Origin of the sequence: Parvibaculum sp. (genome assembly GCF_049671045.1) — a bacterium.
Lineage (GTDB): Bacteria > Pseudomonadota > Alphaproteobacteria > Parvibaculales > Parvibaculaceae > Parvibaculum.
The window spans coordinates 1-15,517 of sequence record NZ_JBATUH010000034.1 but is presented as its reverse complement, the minus strand read 5'-3'; the positions used below and the strand labels follow the sequence as shown (position 1 = coordinate 15,517).

Here is a 15,517-nt window from a genome sequence, read left to right as displayed (position 1 = left end):
TTTCTGGAGCTCTCGCTCTTCTTTGTTTTCGCTGGCCATGAATGACGGTTTTTTCAGCCGCACCTCTATACCTGCGAGAAGCGGGCCACCACAAGTTTGTCGTTCAAATCTTCGACGCTGACTACAAATTGCCATTAACGGGCGGCGCCCGTGCCGGGGCCCTCGCCCCGTGTGCCTCAAGGATACCGGCCAGGGTAAAAGACCGAGTCAGGGACGGGGAATTGAGTGCAGGCCCCGCCTCAACCGGCGCCAGCGCCAGCGGCATATTCATGGCCCGCATGGCGATGGCGGGCGATGTCCGTGAGATTGTCTCGATGGTCGCGCTCGGGGAATAATTTCCACCTGCGGCGAGCCCTGCGACGATTTGGCTCAGCGTCCCGGTCTGCGGCCCGGTCTGGGCGGACGCGACCCGGCTGGCCTGCGAGGGCGCGGATATCGCGAGGCCGCCGGCAAACACCAGAAGGCCGAGAAGGAACAGCAGGGCAGCCGAGTGGGCGCGGCAGAAGCCGCCGATCCGGGCCGACGACGACGCGATCCGGCAAATTGCCGGCGAAACGCCGCCCTGGATGGTCCAACCCAAATCCACTCCAGACTCCCTGTGCGCAGAGGCCCGCCCCGGGCTCACACAAGCCGCAATTCTTATCATGATGAGCGAGATTGGCACAGTTCAATATGGACGGGCGATCCGGCCCGGCCGCCGATCATGGTTAACGCTCAGCCGCGCGGAGCGTAGGGGCCGAGAGCCTCGAACAAGGGCCCCAGATGCTTTTCGTATCGGCGCCAGCGCTCGAGCGAACTCGTGAAGATCGGCTGGCGCACCTGGGCGATGCTCGCGGTGCGGACCGGGCGCCGGGTCGCATAGAAGCGCAGGCAGGCATCGTCCCATTTGAGGCGGCACGCTTCTTCGACCAGCCAGCGGATCCTGCTGTCCGGATCGCTCACCAGCGCCTCATGGCTCACATGGACGACACGACCCGGCAGCGCCTCGTCCCAATGCGCCATCATCTCCCGATAACGGACATATTGCGCGCCGATCTCGGCGAGATCGTAGGTCGTCTCATTGCCCGAGCGGAAAAGCTTGCGGAAGCCGGCCAGACAGGTATCGACCGGATCGCGCATGGCGTGGAGGATCGTCGCGCGCGGGAACATCAGATGAATGACGCCGACATGCATGTAGTTGCCGAGCATCTTGTCGATGACGAAGGGCTCCTTGCGCCAGCCGCGCGCCCGCAACCGCTCGAGATAGGCATCGGCGAGGCGGCCAAAATGATCCGGCGCGATCGTCTCCTCCGTCTCCGAATTACCGTAGGGAAAGCGTCCGGCCAGCATTTCGCCCAGCGCGGTGGTTTCTCCCATGCCCTGAACCTTGGGGTGGCTCGAAAGAATCTGCTCGAGCAGCGTCGAGCCCGAGCGCGGCATGCCGACGATGAAGATGGGGGCCGCCGAGGCCGAACCTCCACCTTCATGACGCGCGATGAAGGGCGCGGTCAGCTTCCCGCGGATAGTGGAGACCGCCGTTTGATGCCTTCTCGCCGCCGCCTCGGGCGTATCATGCACGATCCGCGCGCCGGGCGGCGCGATCACCCCCTCTTCCTCAACGGGCTCGGAGATATTCTCGCGCCGCAGCCGGTTGCCCTCCGCGAAGGCGGCGAAGGCTTCGTCATAGCGGCCCTGCTTCTCGAGAATTTCGCCCATCGCGAACAGGGATGAAATCCGGATACCCACCGGCGCATCCGGATTTTCGGCCGTTCGCGTCAGATCGGCGAAGTCCTCCGGCGTGATTGACGCGGGCTTGAGTTGCGCAATGCGGATGATTGCCCGCTGGCGCGCATGTCTCTGATCGGCGAGTTCACGGAGAACCGCTATCGCTTCGTCGAGACGACCCATGACTTCGAGCGCGGCGGCCAGATTGAGACGCGACAAGGCGACATTCGGCTTGAGGGCGACGGCGCGCCGATAGGCATCTATCGCCTGCGGCCAGCGCCCGAGCTCCTGCAGCACATAGGCAAGGCTGTATTGCGCCTCGAAAGACTTCGGATCGTGCCTGGTGACGTGGCGCAAGCGATCGAGCGCGCTTTCCAGCCGTCCGCATTCGACATCCATGAGCGCGAGAAAATAGGGCGCGGCCAGAGCATCTGGATTTCTGGCCTGCACATGCTCGTAAAGACGAGCGGCCTCGTCGAAACGCCCGGCGCTGTGATGCTCCGTTGCGCGCGTGAGAAAGAGCTTCAGCGCCTCTTCGTCGAGCGGCGACTGATTCGCGCTGCCCTTGCGCGACCTCACATTGTTCCTCATCGGCACGTCCGCTTCGCCTTCATCTCGCCCCGTACCGCATCCCTTTTCGTCGCCATGTGGCGCGACGACAACAAATCATTTCCAAAGCACCTGAATCCGGGCCAACGACATAATTTCACGCGGAAAATTCAGAAGCGAATTGTTATCAGACCACCCAGCCAATGAGGCAATGGTCCAAATCTTCTGTATCACAGGATTAAATGTTCAAACCTGCGTTGCGGCGCCGCTCGGCGCTGCTTTTTTGTGCGTCCGCTCTTGCCATCGCAAGTGTGAGTACACCCTCCAAGGCCGAGCAGCAGCTCTTCTATTTCTACGTCAACGGCCTCGATGAAGTCGGTCAATACGGGTTAGGCGTTTCCGGCAGCTATGTCGGCAAGGGCTTCGACACCAACTTTTCGACTGGCCCCGGCGACGAGATCGACAACAACACGCTGCCCGGCGGCTTGAACAGCTCGTCGTCGGCGCCCGGCGCACTGTCCGAAGCGAGTGGCAATGGCTTCGGCACGGCGGGAAATTCCGTCACCGGGCACACGGCCAACGATGCCTATGACGGCTATGGCGGCATTGGCCTTGAAGGCATGACCCAGTTCGGCGGGCTCACCGTCACCCGCAACGTGCAGGCCACGCGTGGGCCCGGCGGAGCGACCACACTCATCACCACCCCTTTCAGGGATGGCGGCATCGCCAACGCCGTGCGCTGGGTCGACACTTTCACCAACGAAACCAATTCGACCGTTTCAGGCACGCTCGCCTGGGCGAACAATCTCGGTTCGGACAGCAGCACGACATGGGTTGCCGTCGGACCGGACAACACCTATCTCGTCTCGACCCAGCCGAATAGCGCCGACCCCGTCATCACGCATATCTTCGGCAACAACGCCTATACCGCGACAGAAGTCGTGCTGGACTATAGCGCCGGCGACGACAATCCGATCTGGAAGTTCCCGATCTCCGTCGCGCCGGGCGAAACGGTCCGTCTCGTCGTCTTCAACGTGCTGACAGCCGACATCGCAAGCTTCGGCAACACGCTCGACTCGAAACAGGGCGACATCGAGCTTGGGCAGGAGCTTGCGCGGCTCATCACAAACAATGGCAATCCGCTATCGATCAATTCGCCCTTCTTCACCGGGCTCACGGCCGAGGAAATCCTGACGATCAGGAACTTCAGCTTCGCCACCGGCATGCCCGAGGCGAACGCGGAAAGCCTGTCGGCCATCGGCAACGCCGTACCGGCGCAGATCACGACCGACATTCTGACCGAACTGTCGAACCTGCGCCTCGGCGTCGGTGACGCGCCCGCGGGTGTCGCCTCGGCGTCGATGACCGGCGCGGCGGGGATCAGGATTGCCGATGCCTATTCCGGCAACACCATGTCGGATGCCGGCCGCTCGCTCATCCGCCTTGCCTCCGCCAGTGGCGATGGCGCGCCCATGCGGCGTAACTGGTCGGGGAACGGCTGGCGCGCATTCGGCCTTGTGTCGGGCTTCACCGGCCGGCGGGGTGCCGCTGGCAGCATTGCGGGCGTGAGCTATGACGGCTTCAGCGCAACCTTTGGCGGCGACTACCTGTTCACGCCGAAGACGCGCATCGGTGGCGCCCTGAGCTATGCCGAGGCGAATTCCGACGTGAAAGGCAACCTCGGCAATTCCGATGTCACCGCCTACACGGCCTCGCTCTACATGTCGCACAGCTTCACGCCCGCGCTCTATCTCGACGCGGTCGGCCTCGTCGGCTGGAACGACTACGACTATCGCCGCGCCCAGGGCCCGGCGATGGCGAATGGCGAAACGGGCGGCCTCACCTATGGCGTCAATGTCGTGACCGGCTTCGACGTGCCCGTCACCTCCGCGCTCAAGGCCGGCCCCTATCTGAGCGCCTCCTACACCGACACCCGCATCAACGGCTATACGGAAACCGGCGCGGGCATCGGCAATCTCCAGGTCGACGAGGCGCATATCCGCGCGGGCGCAATCGAAGCCGGCGCGAAGGCGAGCTACAGCATCGCCCGCAGCTGGGGCACGCTCGTTCCGGAAGCCCGCCTCGGCGTCAGGGGCGCGCTCGGCTCCGACAAGACGAGCCTAACGGCGCAGTTCGTCGGCACGCCGTCCTCGCTCACCGGCACGCCGTTCCGCAAGGGCAACGGAACGGCCCTCGTCGCGGGCCTCGGCGTCGCGGCGAACATGTCGGACAGCCTCGAACTCAAGCTCGCCTATACGGGCACCTATGGGCGCGGGACCGAGCACAACACGCTGTCGCTGCGCGCGATCCTGTCCTTCTGATGCAAGCCTGTTCCCGGCGGCGCTGCCTGAGCGTCGCCGGGAACGGATCTTCCCTCACCACGTATCGATGAAGTTGCGCCGCTTGCCCGTCCCCGGCACGGGCTTCGGCAGAGAGGCGAGGCCGCGAAGAACCCAGCGCCGCGTCTCGATCGGATCGATCACCTCGTCGATCTCGAGGAATGAGGCCATGTTGATCGCCTTGCCGTGCTCATAGGAGCGGGCGACCATCTGATCGAAGAACTTCTTCTGCTCCTGCGGGTCCTTGATCGCTTCCATTTCCTTGCGATAGCCGAGACGCACCGCGCCTTCGAGCCCCATGCCGCCGAATTCGCCCGTCGGCCATGAGACGATGAAGAAGGGCGCGTGGAAGCTGCCGCCCGCCATGGCCTGCGCGCCAAGCCCGTATCCCTTGCGAAGCACGATGGTCATGACGGGAACGGAGAGGCTCGCCGCCGTCACGAACATGCGCGACATGCGCCGCACCTGCGCGGTCTTCTCGGCCTCGGGCCCGACCATGAAGCCCGGCGTGTCGCAGAGCGACAGGATGGGCAGCGCGAAGGCATCGCAAAGCTGCATGAAGCGCGACGCCTTGTCCGCGCCATCGGCGTCGATCGCGCCGGCCAGATGCGCCGGATTGTTGGCGATGAGCCCCATCGGGCGGCCCTCGATGCGGACGAGCGCGGTGATCATGCCATGCGCGAAGTCGCGCCGGAGTTCGAGCACCGAGCCCGTGTCGCAAAGCGCGTCGATGACGGCGCGAATGTCGTAGATGCGCAGGCGGTTCTCGGGAATGAGATGCCGGAGAAGGCGCTGATCGGCGCAGGACCAGTCGCCAAGCGACCCCTGGAAATAGGCGAGATATTTCTTCGCCGCCGCGACCGCTTCCGCCTCGTCCTCCACCAGCACGTCGATGACGCCGTTCGGCGCCTGCACATCGACGGGCCCGACCTCGTCCGGCGTGAAGACGCCGAGGCCGCCGCCCTCGATCATCGCCGGGCCACCCATGCCGATATTGGAATTCTTCGTCGCGATGATAACGTCGGACGAGCCGAGCAGCGCCGCATTGCCTGCAAAGCAGCGGCCGGAATTGATGCCGACGCGGGGCACGAGGCCGGAAAGCCGCGCATAGGCGAGGAAACTCGGCGTATCGAGCCCGGCGACGCCGAGCGCATCCGTATCGCCCGGCCGCCCGCCGCCGCCTTCGGTGAAGAAGACGATCGGCAGACGCCATTGCTCGGCAAGGCCGAGCATGCGGTCGGTCTTCTTGTGGTTCATCGCGCCCTGCGTTCCGGCAAGCACGGTGTAGTCATAGGCGAGGATCGCGGCACGCGCCTTTTCCTCGTCGAAATGCGCGCCATTGACCGAGCCGACGCCCGTCACCATGCCATCGGCGGGCGTCGAGCGGATGAGATCGTCGATCGGCCGCCGCCGCCGCTGCGCCGCGACGGCGAGCGCGCCATATTCGATGAAGCTCCCCTCGTCGCAGAGATCGGCGATGTTCTCGCGCGCCGTGCGCTGATTGGTCTTGCGCCGCCGCGCCACCGCGTCGGGCCGCGCCTCGTCCTGACCGAAGAAAAGCCGCTCGCGCACGGCCTGAAGATCGGGCCGGATGCGATCGAGATCGAACGCCTCCTCCTCGGCCGCCGCCGAGGCGCCGACATCGGCCGGCTCGACGAAAATGAGCGGCTGCCCATCGAAGAGAACCTCGCCCGGCTCGGCGGCCAGGAGACGCACGATGCCGCTGCGATCGGCCTTGACGAGATGCTCCATCTTCATCGCCTCGAGCACGGCGATCTGCTGTCCGGCATGAACCGCATCGCCGACGAGAACGTCTATGCTGACGACCTTGCCCTGCATGGGCGCCGCGACAGGCAGGCTGTTTTCAGGGCCGCGGATCGTCTCCGTCGCCGCCTTTGCGTGTCCGTGGCCCGCGCCGCTGAAGAAGCGCTCGGCCGCGGGCGCCCCATCCTTCGCGAGTTCCCGCGCATGCTCCTCGATGAAGCGCGTCGTCACCCGGTTGGCGGCAAAATCCTCATGACCGAGAAGATTGCGAAGGAAGGGGATGTTGGTCGCCACGCCCTCGATGCGGAATTCGCCGAGGCTCCGGCTCGCGCGGCGCACCAGATCGGCATAGTCATCCGTACGCGAATGGACGATGAGCTTTGCCAGAAGCGAATCGAAGCTCGGGCTGGTGCGATAGCCCGCATAGCCGAACGTGTCGACGCGGATGCCGGGGCCGGAAGGCGGCTCGAAGGCCGAGATGACGCCGCCCGCGGGCTTCGCATTTCCCTCCTCGTCCATCGTCTCCATGTTGACGCGAAGCTGGATCGCATAGCCGCGCGGATCGGCGATCCTCTCCTGCGTGAGGCCGAGCCCGGCAAGCGTCGCGCCGCCTGCGATCCTGAGCTGCGTCTGCACGAGATCGACGCCGGTCACCTCCTCCGTCACAGTATGCTCGACCTGAAGCCGGGGATTGGCCTCGATGAAGGCGAAGCTCGTCATGTCGGCGCCATCGACCAGGAACTCGAAGGTGCCGAGATTGTCGTAATGAGCCGCCTTCGCCAGACGCACCGCGGCCGATGTGAGCGCATCGCGCAGCGTCTTGCTGATCGAAGGGCTCGGCGCGATCTCGACGAGCTTCTGGTTGCGCCGCTGCAGGCTGCATTCGCGCTCGAAGAGATGCGCGACCTCGCCGGTCTTGTCGCCGACGATCTGCACCTCGATGTGGCGCGCCTGCTCGATCAGCTTTTCGACATAGACATCGCCATTGCCGAAGGCCGCCCGCGCTTCCGACTGGCAGCGCGCATGCGCATCCGCGATCTCGTCGAGGTTCCGCACGACCCGCATGCCGCGCCCGCCGCCGCCCGCCACCGCCTTTATCATCATCGCGCCATGCGCCTCGAAGAACGCGCGCGCCTCATCGACGCTGGTCGGCCCGCTGGTGCCGGGCAGAAGCGGAACGTCCGAGGCCTGCGCCAGCGCCCGCGCCTTGACCTTGTCGCCGAAAAGATCGAGCGCCTCTGCATGCGGCCCGACGAAGATGAGCCCCGCCTCCGCGCAGGCCCGCGCGAATTCCACATTCTCGGAGAGAAAGCCATAGCCCGGATGCACGGCATCGCATTTCGCCTCGCGCGCGGCCGCGATGATGCCCGCAATATCGAGATAGGCGGCAGCCCCCTGTCCGCTCAGCGCGCGGACGTCATCGGCCATGCGCGTATGAAGCGAATGCGCATCATCCGTCGAGAAGACGGCCGTCGTGCGGATGCCGAGATCGGCAGCGGCCCGCGCGATGCGGATTGCGATTTCGCCCCTGTTGGCGATCAGCAAATGGGTGATAGTCATAAGGCGTTCCTGGAAATATCTGGGGTGCGGGATTCCGATCGCGCTAGGTTAGCCGACTATGCGCATGGCACCACCCCCGATCGACGCCGCGGATGAAACGGAAGTGACAAGAATGAAGCGCGTGGCCGTGATCGGCGGCGGCCCTGCGGGCCTCATGGCCGCCGAGGCCCTGATGCGGCGGAACGCCGAGGTGCATCTCTTCGAGGCCAAGCCCTCGCTCGGCCGCAAGTTCCTGATGGCCGGGAAAAGCGGGCTCAACATCACCCATTCGGAACCCTTCGCGGCTTTCACCGGCCGCTTCGGCGCGGCCACGCCCTGGCTTCTCCCCGCGCTCGAAGCCTTCACGCCGGACAACATTCGCCGATGGGCATCCGACCTCGGCATCGAGACCTTCATCGGCTCGTCGGGCCGGGTCTTCCCGGCCGACTTCAAGGCGGCGCCCCTGCTGCGCGCCTGGCTGAAGCGTCTGCGCGCGCAGGGCCTTGCCATTCATGCCCGCCATCGCTGGCAGGGCTGGGCGGAAGACGGCGCCCTCCTCTTCGAGACGCCCACGGGCCCAGTGACCTATAGCGCCGACGCCACCGTGCTCGCGCTTGGCGGCGCGAGCTGGCCCGAACTCGGCGCGGATGCGGCCTGGGTTCCCCTGCTGCGGGCGAAGGGCGTGGAGGTTCATCCCTTCCGCCCGGCCAATTGCGGTTTCGACATTCCCTGGACGGCGCATTTCCGCGAACGCTTCGCGGGCGCGCCGGTGAAGTCCGTCATCCTCACCTTCGGGCAGGAAAGCCACCAGGGCGAGTTCGTGATTTCCGAACATGGCATCGAGGGAAGCGGCATCTATGCGCTTTCTGCGCGGCTGCGCGATGCGATCGAAGCGTCGGGCGAGGCAACGCTTCTCCTCGACCTCGCGCCGGGGCGAAGCCGCGAACGCCTCATACGCGACCTCGCCCGGCCGCGCGGACGCCAGAGCATGGCGAGCCATCTGCGAAAGGCGGCCCATATCGAAGGCGTGAAGGCGGGGCTGCTGCGCGAGTGCACCGGCCCGGAAACCTTCGCCGATGCGGAGCGCCTCGCCGCCGCGATCAAGTCCCTGCCGCTGAAGCTCACCGCCGCGCGGCCCATCGCCGAGGCGATCTCGAGCGCGGGCGGCATCCCCGCCGCATCTTTCGACCGGCACTTCATGCTGAGCGGCTTCCCCGGCACCTTCTGCGCGGGCGAGATGCTCGACTGGGAAGCGCCGACCGGCGGCTATCTCCTCAGCGCCTGCATGGCGATGGGGCGCGCGGCCGGAGCGGGAGCGGCGGAATGGCTTGGCCTGAAGCCGCAGGCTTAGGCTAGCATCACCGGGATTCGGGGAACATTCGGGGGGAACGATGCTCGATCAGGCTCTGACATTCGGCGACGGGCTCGATACCTTGCGCTGGGCACTCGCCGCGCTGTCGCTGCTCGCGTCGCTCGCCTATCTCGCCATCGTCGATCGCAGCCCCTCCCTGTGGCGGACGGGGTTCAAGACCGCCTCCATCGCGCTTTGGGTTCCGCTTCCCCTGCTCGGCCTTCATGTGGAAGGCGCGAGCACGCTGGCGCTCGTTGCACTTGCTGCCGCGTTCCTCTTCTCGAGCCTTGGCGACTATTTCCTCGCGCTCAAGGGCGATGCGAGGAATTTTCCGCGCGGCCTCGCCTCGTTCCTTGTCGCGCATATCTTCTATCTGATCGTCCTCGCGCCGCTCGTCTCCGCGTCGGCCGGATGGCAGCTCTGGGGCATCGCCGCCGTCGCGATCCTCGCTATCGCCTCGCTCGCCTGGCTCTGGCCGAAGCTCGGAGCGTTCCGCGCGCCCGTGATCCTTTATATGGCGGTCATATCGCTGATGGCGGTCGCCGCATTCTCTGTCCCGCTGCCCTGGCTCGGGATCGGCGCCTTGTTCTTCGTCTTCTCGGACGTCGTCATCGCCGTGGACAAGTTCCGCATGCCCGTGCCGCGCCGCGGGCATGTGGTCTGGATCACCTATTATGGCGGTCAGGCGCTGATCGCGGCGAGCCTCATTGGCCTTCTTCGCTGAGGCGCGGGCCGCGCCTCACTCGACATAGGCGTATTTGCCGTCCTTCCACTGGTAGAAGACATAGCCGGGCGCATCCATATCGCCCTTGGCATCGAAGCCGATCTTGCCGAGCACCGTATCGAAACGCTCGGACTTGAGCACCGCCTCGACCTTGGCGGCGTCCGTCGTTCCGGCCTTTTCGACGGCCTGCGCCCAGACCTGAATCGCTGCGTAGGTATAGAGCGTATAGGCCTCGGGCTCATACTTCTCTGCCCGGAACGCGGCCACCAGTTCGGCATTGGCGGGATTGAGACGCGGATCGGGGCCGAAGGTCATCAGCGTGCCCGACCCTGCTGGCCCGGTGATCGACCAGAATTCGTCCGTCACCAGAGAATCTCCACCGACGAGCACGGTATCGAGACCCTGCTCGCGCATCTGCCGGACGATGAGGCCACCTTCGGTCTTGTAGCCGCCGAAATAGAGGATGTCGGCATCGGTCTGCTTCAGCTTGGAGACGAGGGGGCTGTAATCCTTCTCGCCGGCCGTGATCGATTCATGCAGGACTTCCTTGACGCCCTTCGCATTGAGCGCCTTGCGGAATTCATCGGCGAGCCCTTTGCCATAGGTCGACTTGTCATCGACGACGGCGATCTTCTTGCCGGGGAAATGCTTGTTGATGTAGTCGGCCGCCGTCGGCCCCTGCGCATCGTCGCGGCCGCAGACGCGGAAGACGTTGGCAAGACCGCGCTCGGTGAATTCAGGATTGGTCGAGGCGGGCGAAATCTGCACGATCCCGGATTCGGCATAGACATCGGAGGCCGGGAGCGAGGAGCCGGAGCAATAATGCCCGGCGACGAACACCGCACCCTTCGAGGCCATGTCATTGGCGACGCTCACCGCCTGCTTGGGATCGCAGGCATCGTCGCCGATGACGAGATTGAGCTTCTGCCCGAGAACGCCGCCCTTCGCATTGATGTCGGCGACCGCCTTCTCCGCGCCATGAATGAACTGCTCGCCGAACACGGCCTCGCTGCCGCTGACCGGCCCCGCAACCCCGATGGTGATGCCGCTTTTTTCCTTGGAGCAGGCGAAAAGCCCAAGCGAGAGAGCTGCGACGAGGACGAGAAGATAGCGCGTCATGACCTGTTTCCCCCGGAGTTGCATGCGCAACAATAGCCGCTGGCGGGGAAAAACATGAAGAGGAAGTTGAAAAAATTCAGCGTTGCCTTCGCTCGCGCCAGCCCGCAAACCCTGCGCGCTCATAGGCCCAGGGGTACTGCCGGACCATCTGGCGCGCCCGGGTGAGCCTGAACGCCGCCCCCGCGATGAGAAGCAGAACCGCAAAATCGACGGCATAGCCGCTAAAGGAAACGAGATCGCCTTCAAAGAGCGCGAAGATGAGGAAACGGTCCGCAATGGCGAGCAGCAGGCAATAGAGGATGATCTGCCAGTCCGGCCGCCAGTTGAGCGCAAGCGCCCGGCCGGTCATGACGGCGCAGCTTCCGGCGAGGATGAGCGTGATCCCGATCGAAACGGGAAGCGTCGTCCCGGATATGAGGGCATAGTCCGCCGCGCTCATGGCATGACCTCCGCCTGCGGACGGATGCCTTCGAGATAGGCCGCGCGAACCGCCGGGTCGTTGAGCAGCGCGGCGCCCGGCCCGCTGATCTCGATGCGGCCATTGACGATGATATGCGCGTGATCCGCGAGCCGCAGCGCCTGGAACGCATTCTGCTCCACGAGCAGGATGGTCATCTTCCGCTCGCGGTTGATGCGCAGGATGTTCCCGAAAAGCTGCTTCGTGACGAGAGGCGCAAGACCAAGCGACGGCTCGTCGAGAAGAAGAAGTCTCGGCCGGCTCATCAGCGCCCGGGCGATGGCGAGCATTTGCTGTTCGCCGCCCGAAAGCGTGCCGCCGCGCTGGGATATGCGCTCCCTGAGCCGCGGAAAGAGCGTCAGCACATCGTCGAGATCCTCCGCGAAATGGGAGGGATCGCATAGGATCGCACCCATCTGAAGATTCTCGAGCACACTCATGCGCGGGAAGATGCGCCGCCCTTCCGGTGCGTGCGCAATGCCAAGCGCGGCGATCTCATGCGTGCGCAGGCGCGTGATGTCGCGACCGTTGAAACGGATGCTCCCGCGCGTTGCGGCGGGCCGCCCGCAAATCGTCATGAGAAGCGTCGTCTTGCCCGCGCCATTGGCACCGATGAGCGACACGATCTCGCCTTCCGGCACATCGAGGTCGATGCCATGCAACGCCTCGATCTTGCCATAGCCGGAATGAAGGCCGCGGATTTCGAGCATCAGACATGCCCTCCCTGCGGACCGCCATGCAGCACGGCTTCGGCAGTTTCCTCATCCTCGACGCCGAGATAGGCGCGGATGACCTCCGGGTCCGCCCGGACCTCGGCGGGCGCGCCATCCGCGATCCTGCGCCCCTGCTCCAGCACGACGATATGATCGGAGATCTGCATGACCACGCTCATATCGTGCTCGATGAGCAGGATGCTCGTGCCGTGCCCGTCGCGTATTTCGACGAGGAGTTCGTTCAGCTCCTGGGATTCGCGCGGATTGAGACCGGCCGCGGGCTCGTCGAGGCAGAGAAGCACGGGCCCGGCGCACATGGCGCGCGCGATCTCCAGACGGCGCTGCGAGCCATAGGGAAGGCTTGAGGCGGGAATGTCCGCATCGGCGAGAAGCCTCGTCTTGTCGAGCCAGTAGCGCGCGCGCTCGAGCGCCTCCGCCTCGGCCCGCATGTAGGACGGCAGACGAAGAAAGCCCGCGACCGAAAAGGACGAGGCCCGCATGAGCGCGACATGCTGCGCCACCATGAGGTTCTCGATGACGCTCATGCCGGGAAAGAGGCGGATGTTCTGGAAGGTGCGCACGATGCCCGCGTCGCGCGCGATGCGGTGGCCGTCCATGCGCTCGAGCAGAAATTCCCGCCCGTCCTCGCGGCGAAGCGTAAGCCTGCCGATATCGGGTTTGTAGAAGCCGGTGATGCAGTTGAACGCCGTCGTCTTGCCCGCGCCGTTCGGGCCGATGATGGCCGTGATATCGCCCCGCGCGGCGGAGAAGCTGAGATCGTCGATCGCCACGAGGCCGCCGAAGCGGATCGTCAGATGCTCGACCGTGAGGATCGCTTCTCTCGCGCTGCCGTTCACGCTTCTGCCCTCGTTGCGGAGGCGGCGGGGCCGTCGCCGCCGAGACGGAGCGTCGGCTCGCGATGGGCGAGCAGGCCCTGCGGCCGCCACAGCATGATGAGCACCATCGCGGCGCCGAAGGCGAGCATGCGGAATTGTTGCAGCTCGCGGAACCATTCGGGAAGGCCGACGAGAAGGAACGCGGCGAGCACGATGCCGATCTGGCTGCCCATGCCGCCCAGCACGACGATGGCGAGAATGATCGCCGATTCGATGAAGGTGAAGCTCTCGGGGCTGATGAAGCCCTGCCGCGTGGCGAAGAACGAACCGGCGAAGCCTGCAAAGCACGCGCCGATGGCGAAGGCGGAAAGTTTCACCGTCGTCGGATTGATGCCGAGGCTGCGGCAGGCGATCTCGTCCTCGCGCAGCGCCTCCCAGGCACGTCCGATGGGAAGCCGCCTGATGCGAAGCGTGAAGAAGTTGGTCACGAGCGCCAGGGCGAGAATGAGATAGTAGAGAAAGATGATGCGCTGGTCCGGCGAGAAGGCGATGCCGAAGAAATCGGCGAAGGTCGTGACGCCGGGCGTGCTCGGCTGCATCGGCAGGCCAAAAAAGGACGGGCGCTGAATGCCCGAAATTCCGTTCGGCCCGCCCGTCATCTCGTCCCAATTGATGAGCACCTCGCGCACGATCTCGCCGAAGCCGAGCGTGACGATGGCGAGATAGTCGCCCCGGAGCCTGAGCACCGGAAAGCCGAGCGCGACGCCGAAGGAAGCGGCGAAAAGACCCGCAAGCGGTAGGCAGAGCCAGAAGGAAAGGCCGAAATATTGCGAGAGCAGCGCATAGGAATAGGCGCCGACGGCATAGAAGGCCACATAGCCGAGATCGAGAAGCCCTGCGAGGCCGACGACGATGTTGAGCCCCCAGCCGAGCATCACATAGATGAGGATGAGGGTCGCCTTGTCGATGATGTTGCGGTCGGCGAAAGGCAGCATGGGCAGCACGAGCGCGACTACCACCATCGCGATACCGATGACGAGCCGCGACCTGCCCGCGGGCGCAGCCACCGCCCCGGTGCGCCCGAAGCGCTGGCCGAGGCGCGGGCCGAGCACGATGCCGCCGAGCGAGAGGGCGAGGCGCCCCAGAAAGACGGCGCCCGACGCATAGACCACCCAGATGAGCCGCATGTCGAGGGAGAGCCCTTGCGCCGTCGCGTTGAGCTTGAAGCCGAGAAGCGGAAAAGCGAGCAGCGCCGCAACGAGGGCCGCCATGCCGGCGTCCCGCAGAAGGGCGGTGATGGAGATCTCCGGGCGCGCCGACGTCATCAATCAGACCTTCTCGATTTCGGGTCTGCCGAGAAGGCCCGTCGGCCTGAAGATCAGCACCAGAACGAGGATGGAGAAGGCCGCGACATCCTTGTATTCGATGCTGAAATAGCCGGACCAGAAGGCTTCGATGAGGCCGATGAGCATTCCGCCGAGCATGGCGCCAGGCAGCGAGCCGATGCCGCCGAGCACCGCCGCCGTGAACGCCTTGATGCCGACGATGAAGCCTATATAGAAGTCGATGACGCCGTAATAGAGCGTGACCATGAGCCCGGCGACGGCGGCGAGCGCCGCGCCGATGATGAAGGTCATGGAGATCGTCCGGTCGACATCGACGCCGAGAAGCGCCGCCATGGTCTTGTCCTGCTCGGCGGCGCGCTGCGCCCGGCCGAGAGACGTATAGCGCAGCATGAAGGTGAAGCCCGCCATCAGCGCGATCGTGACGAGGATGATGCCGATCTGCAGATAGCTGATCGTCACGGCGAAATCGCCTTCGGAGGAAAGGGTGAAGGAACCGCCAATCATGGGCGGCAGGGGCTTCACCCGCGCACCCTGCGAAAGCTGGACGAAATTCTGCAGCACGATCGAGACGCCGATGGCCGAGATGAGGGGCGCGAGCCGCTGCGAGCCGCGCAAGGGGCGGTAGGCGACGCGCTCCACCGTCCAGCCGTAAACGGCCGTGAAGGCCATGGCGAAGATGAGCACCAGAAAGCAGGCGAGCGGCACATTGGTCACGCCGAAAAGGGCAAGCAGAAGGAAGCCCACGAGCGAGATGAAGGCTCCGACCATATAAATGTCGCCATGGGCGAAATTGATCATGCCGATGATGCCGTAAACCATCGTGTAGCCGATGGCGATGAGCCCGTAAGTGGCTCCAAGCGTCACACCATTGATCAATTGCTGCAGAAAATAAGCCATCCGCCCCGTTCCGGCCCCCCTCCGATCACCCTCGCACCCCCCGGCGCGATGATGCCCGAACACTGCCATTCAATTAACGGAGGGACAAGCGCGGCGAGGCGCGATACCGGCAGGGACGCCGGCGCGGGAAAGGCTCCCTCAGCGCTGGCCGGACACTGCCGCGAGCGGCGGAACCGGGG

Annotated in this window: 11 protein-coding genes and 1 pseudogene; 3 read left to right on the top strand and 9 right to left on the bottom strand. The window is 65.0% G+C overall.

Translation table 11 applies throughout. The features are described from left to right. Positions 1-121: 121 nt before the first annotated feature. Together WBG82_RS04320 and WBG82_RS04315 are read right to left on the bottom strand one after the other, a co-directional pair. A complete protein-coding gene (locus WBG82_RS04320) occupies positions 122-586 on the bottom strand; it encodes a hypothetical protein (RefSeq protein ID WP_424421826.1) in 465 nt (154 codons plus the stop codon). A 128-nt stretch (positions 587-714) separates the two neighbouring features. Further along, positions 715-2,295 (bottom strand): tetratricopeptide repeat-containing sulfotransferase family protein, encoded by a 1,581-nt coding sequence (locus tag WBG82_RS04315; protein WP_424421906.1) that lies wholly within the window; start codon positions 2,293-2,295, stop codon positions 715-717. Between the two features lie 200 nt (positions 2,296-2,495). Between WBG82_RS04315 and WBG82_RS04310 the strand changes: the two genes are divergently transcribed. After that, positions 2,496-4,574: an autotransporter outer membrane beta-barrel domain-containing protein gene (locus tag WBG82_RS04310; RefSeq protein ID WP_424421823.1), complete on the top strand. Its 2,079-nt coding sequence runs from the start codon at positions 2,496-2,498 to the stop codon at positions 4,572-4,574. 54 nt (positions 4,575-4,628) lie between these two features. On the opposite strand, the gene WBG82_RS04305 is transcribed toward WBG82_RS04310, so the two are convergent. Beyond that, positions 4,629-7,916: a carboxyl transferase domain-containing protein gene (locus WBG82_RS04305; RefSeq protein ID WP_424421821.1), complete on the bottom strand. Its 3,288-nt coding sequence runs from the start codon at positions 7,914-7,916 to the stop codon at positions 4,629-4,631. 112 nt (positions 7,917-8,028) lie between these two features. Between WBG82_RS04305 and WBG82_RS04300 the strand changes: the two genes are divergently transcribed. Both WBG82_RS04300 and WBG82_RS04295 read left to right on the top strand, forming a co-directional pair. Continuing rightward, positions 8,029-9,246, top strand: coding sequence for a TIGR03862 family flavoprotein (locus WBG82_RS04300; protein ID WP_424421818.1), 1,218 nt, complete (start codon positions 8,029-8,031; stop codon positions 9,244-9,246). A 40-nt stretch (positions 9,247-9,286) separates the two neighbouring features. Beyond that, a complete protein-coding gene (locus WBG82_RS04295) occupies positions 9,287-9,970 on the top strand; it encodes a lysoplasmalogenase (protein ID WP_424421815.1) in 684 nt (227 codons plus the stop codon). Positions 9,971-9,985: 15 nt separating this feature from the next. Here the strand turns inward: WBG82_RS04295 and WBG82_RS04290 are convergent, their stop codons facing one another. From WBG82_RS04290 to WBG82_RS04265, 6 genes and pseudogenes are all read right to left on the bottom strand, one after another. After that, positions 9,986-11,089 carry a branched-chain amino acid ABC transporter substrate-binding protein gene (locus tag WBG82_RS04290; protein WP_424421812.1) on the bottom strand — a complete coding sequence of 368 codons (1,104 nt, stop codon included), beginning with the start codon at positions 11,087-11,089 and terminating at the stop codon, positions 9,986-9,988. A gap of 76 nt (positions 11,090-11,165) precedes the next feature. Further along, a complete protein-coding gene (locus tag WBG82_RS04285) occupies positions 11,166-11,528 on the bottom strand; it encodes a DUF6867 family protein (RefSeq protein ID WP_424421810.1) in 363 nt (120 codons plus the stop codon). After that, positions 11,525-12,256, bottom strand: a complete 732-nt coding sequence (locus tag WBG82_RS04280) for an ABC transporter ATP-binding protein (RefSeq protein ID WP_424421805.1) — start codon at positions 12,254-12,256, stop codon at positions 11,525-11,527. Before WBG82_RS04280 ends, WBG82_RS04285 begins: the two co-directional genes overlap by 4 nt. 32 nt (positions 12,257-12,288) lie before the next feature. After that, positions 12,289-13,116 (bottom strand): annotated as a pseudogene (locus WBG82_RS04275) (ABC transporter ATP-binding protein); the annotation flags it as partial. Beyond that, positions 13,113-14,420 carry a high-affinity branched-chain amino acid ABC transporter permease LivM gene (gene livM / locus WBG82_RS04270; RefSeq protein WP_424421802.1) on the bottom strand — a complete coding sequence of 436 codons (1,308 nt, stop codon included), beginning with the start codon at positions 14,418-14,420 and terminating at the stop codon, positions 13,113-13,115. The pseudogene WBG82_RS04275 and the gene livM, both read right to left, overlap by 4 nt. A gap of 3 nt (positions 14,421-14,423) precedes the next feature. Next, a complete protein-coding gene (locus tag WBG82_RS04265) occupies positions 14,424-15,338 on the bottom strand; it encodes an ABC transporter permease subunit (RefSeq protein WP_424421799.1) in 915 nt (304 codons plus the stop codon). Positions 15,339-15,517 lie beyond the last annotated feature (179 nt).

Coding starts and splice junctions, on each gene's coding strand:
- WBG82_RS04315 (WP_424421906.1), bottom strand. CDS start 2,295: ATGAGGAACAATGTGAGGTCGCGCAAGGGCAGCGCGAATCAGTCGCCG.
- WBG82_RS04310 (WP_424421823.1), top strand. CDS start 2,496: ATGTTCAAACCTGCGTTGCGGCGCCGCTCGGCGCTGCTTTTTTGTGCG.
- WBG82_RS04305 (WP_424421821.1), bottom strand. CDS start 7,916: ATGACTATCACCCATTTGCTGATCGCCAACAGGGGCGAAATCGCAATC.
- WBG82_RS04300 (WP_424421818.1), top strand. CDS start 8,029: ATGAAGCGCGTGGCCGTGATCGGCGGCGGCCCTGCGGGCCTCATGGCC.
- WBG82_RS04295 (WP_424421815.1), top strand. CDS start 9,287: ATGCTCGATCAGGCTCTGACATTCGGCGACGGGCTCGATACCTTGCGC.
- WBG82_RS04290 (WP_424421812.1), bottom strand. CDS start 11,089: ATGACGCGCTATCTTCTCGTCCTCGTCGCAGCTCTCTCGCTTGGGCTT.
- WBG82_RS04285 (WP_424421810.1), bottom strand. CDS start 11,528: ATGAGCGCGGCGGACTATGCCCTCATATCCGGGACGACGCTTCCCGTT.
- WBG82_RS04280 (WP_424421805.1), bottom strand. CDS start 12,256: ATGCTCGAAATCCGCGGCCTTCATTCCGGCTATGGCAAGATCGAGGCG.
- livM (WP_424421802.1), bottom strand. CDS start 14,420: ATGACGTCGGCGCGCCCGGAGATCTCCATCACCGCCCTTCTGCGGGAC.
- WBG82_RS04265 (WP_424421799.1), bottom strand. CDS start 15,338: ATGGCTTATTTTCTGCAGCAATTGATCAATGGTGTGACGCTTGGAGCC.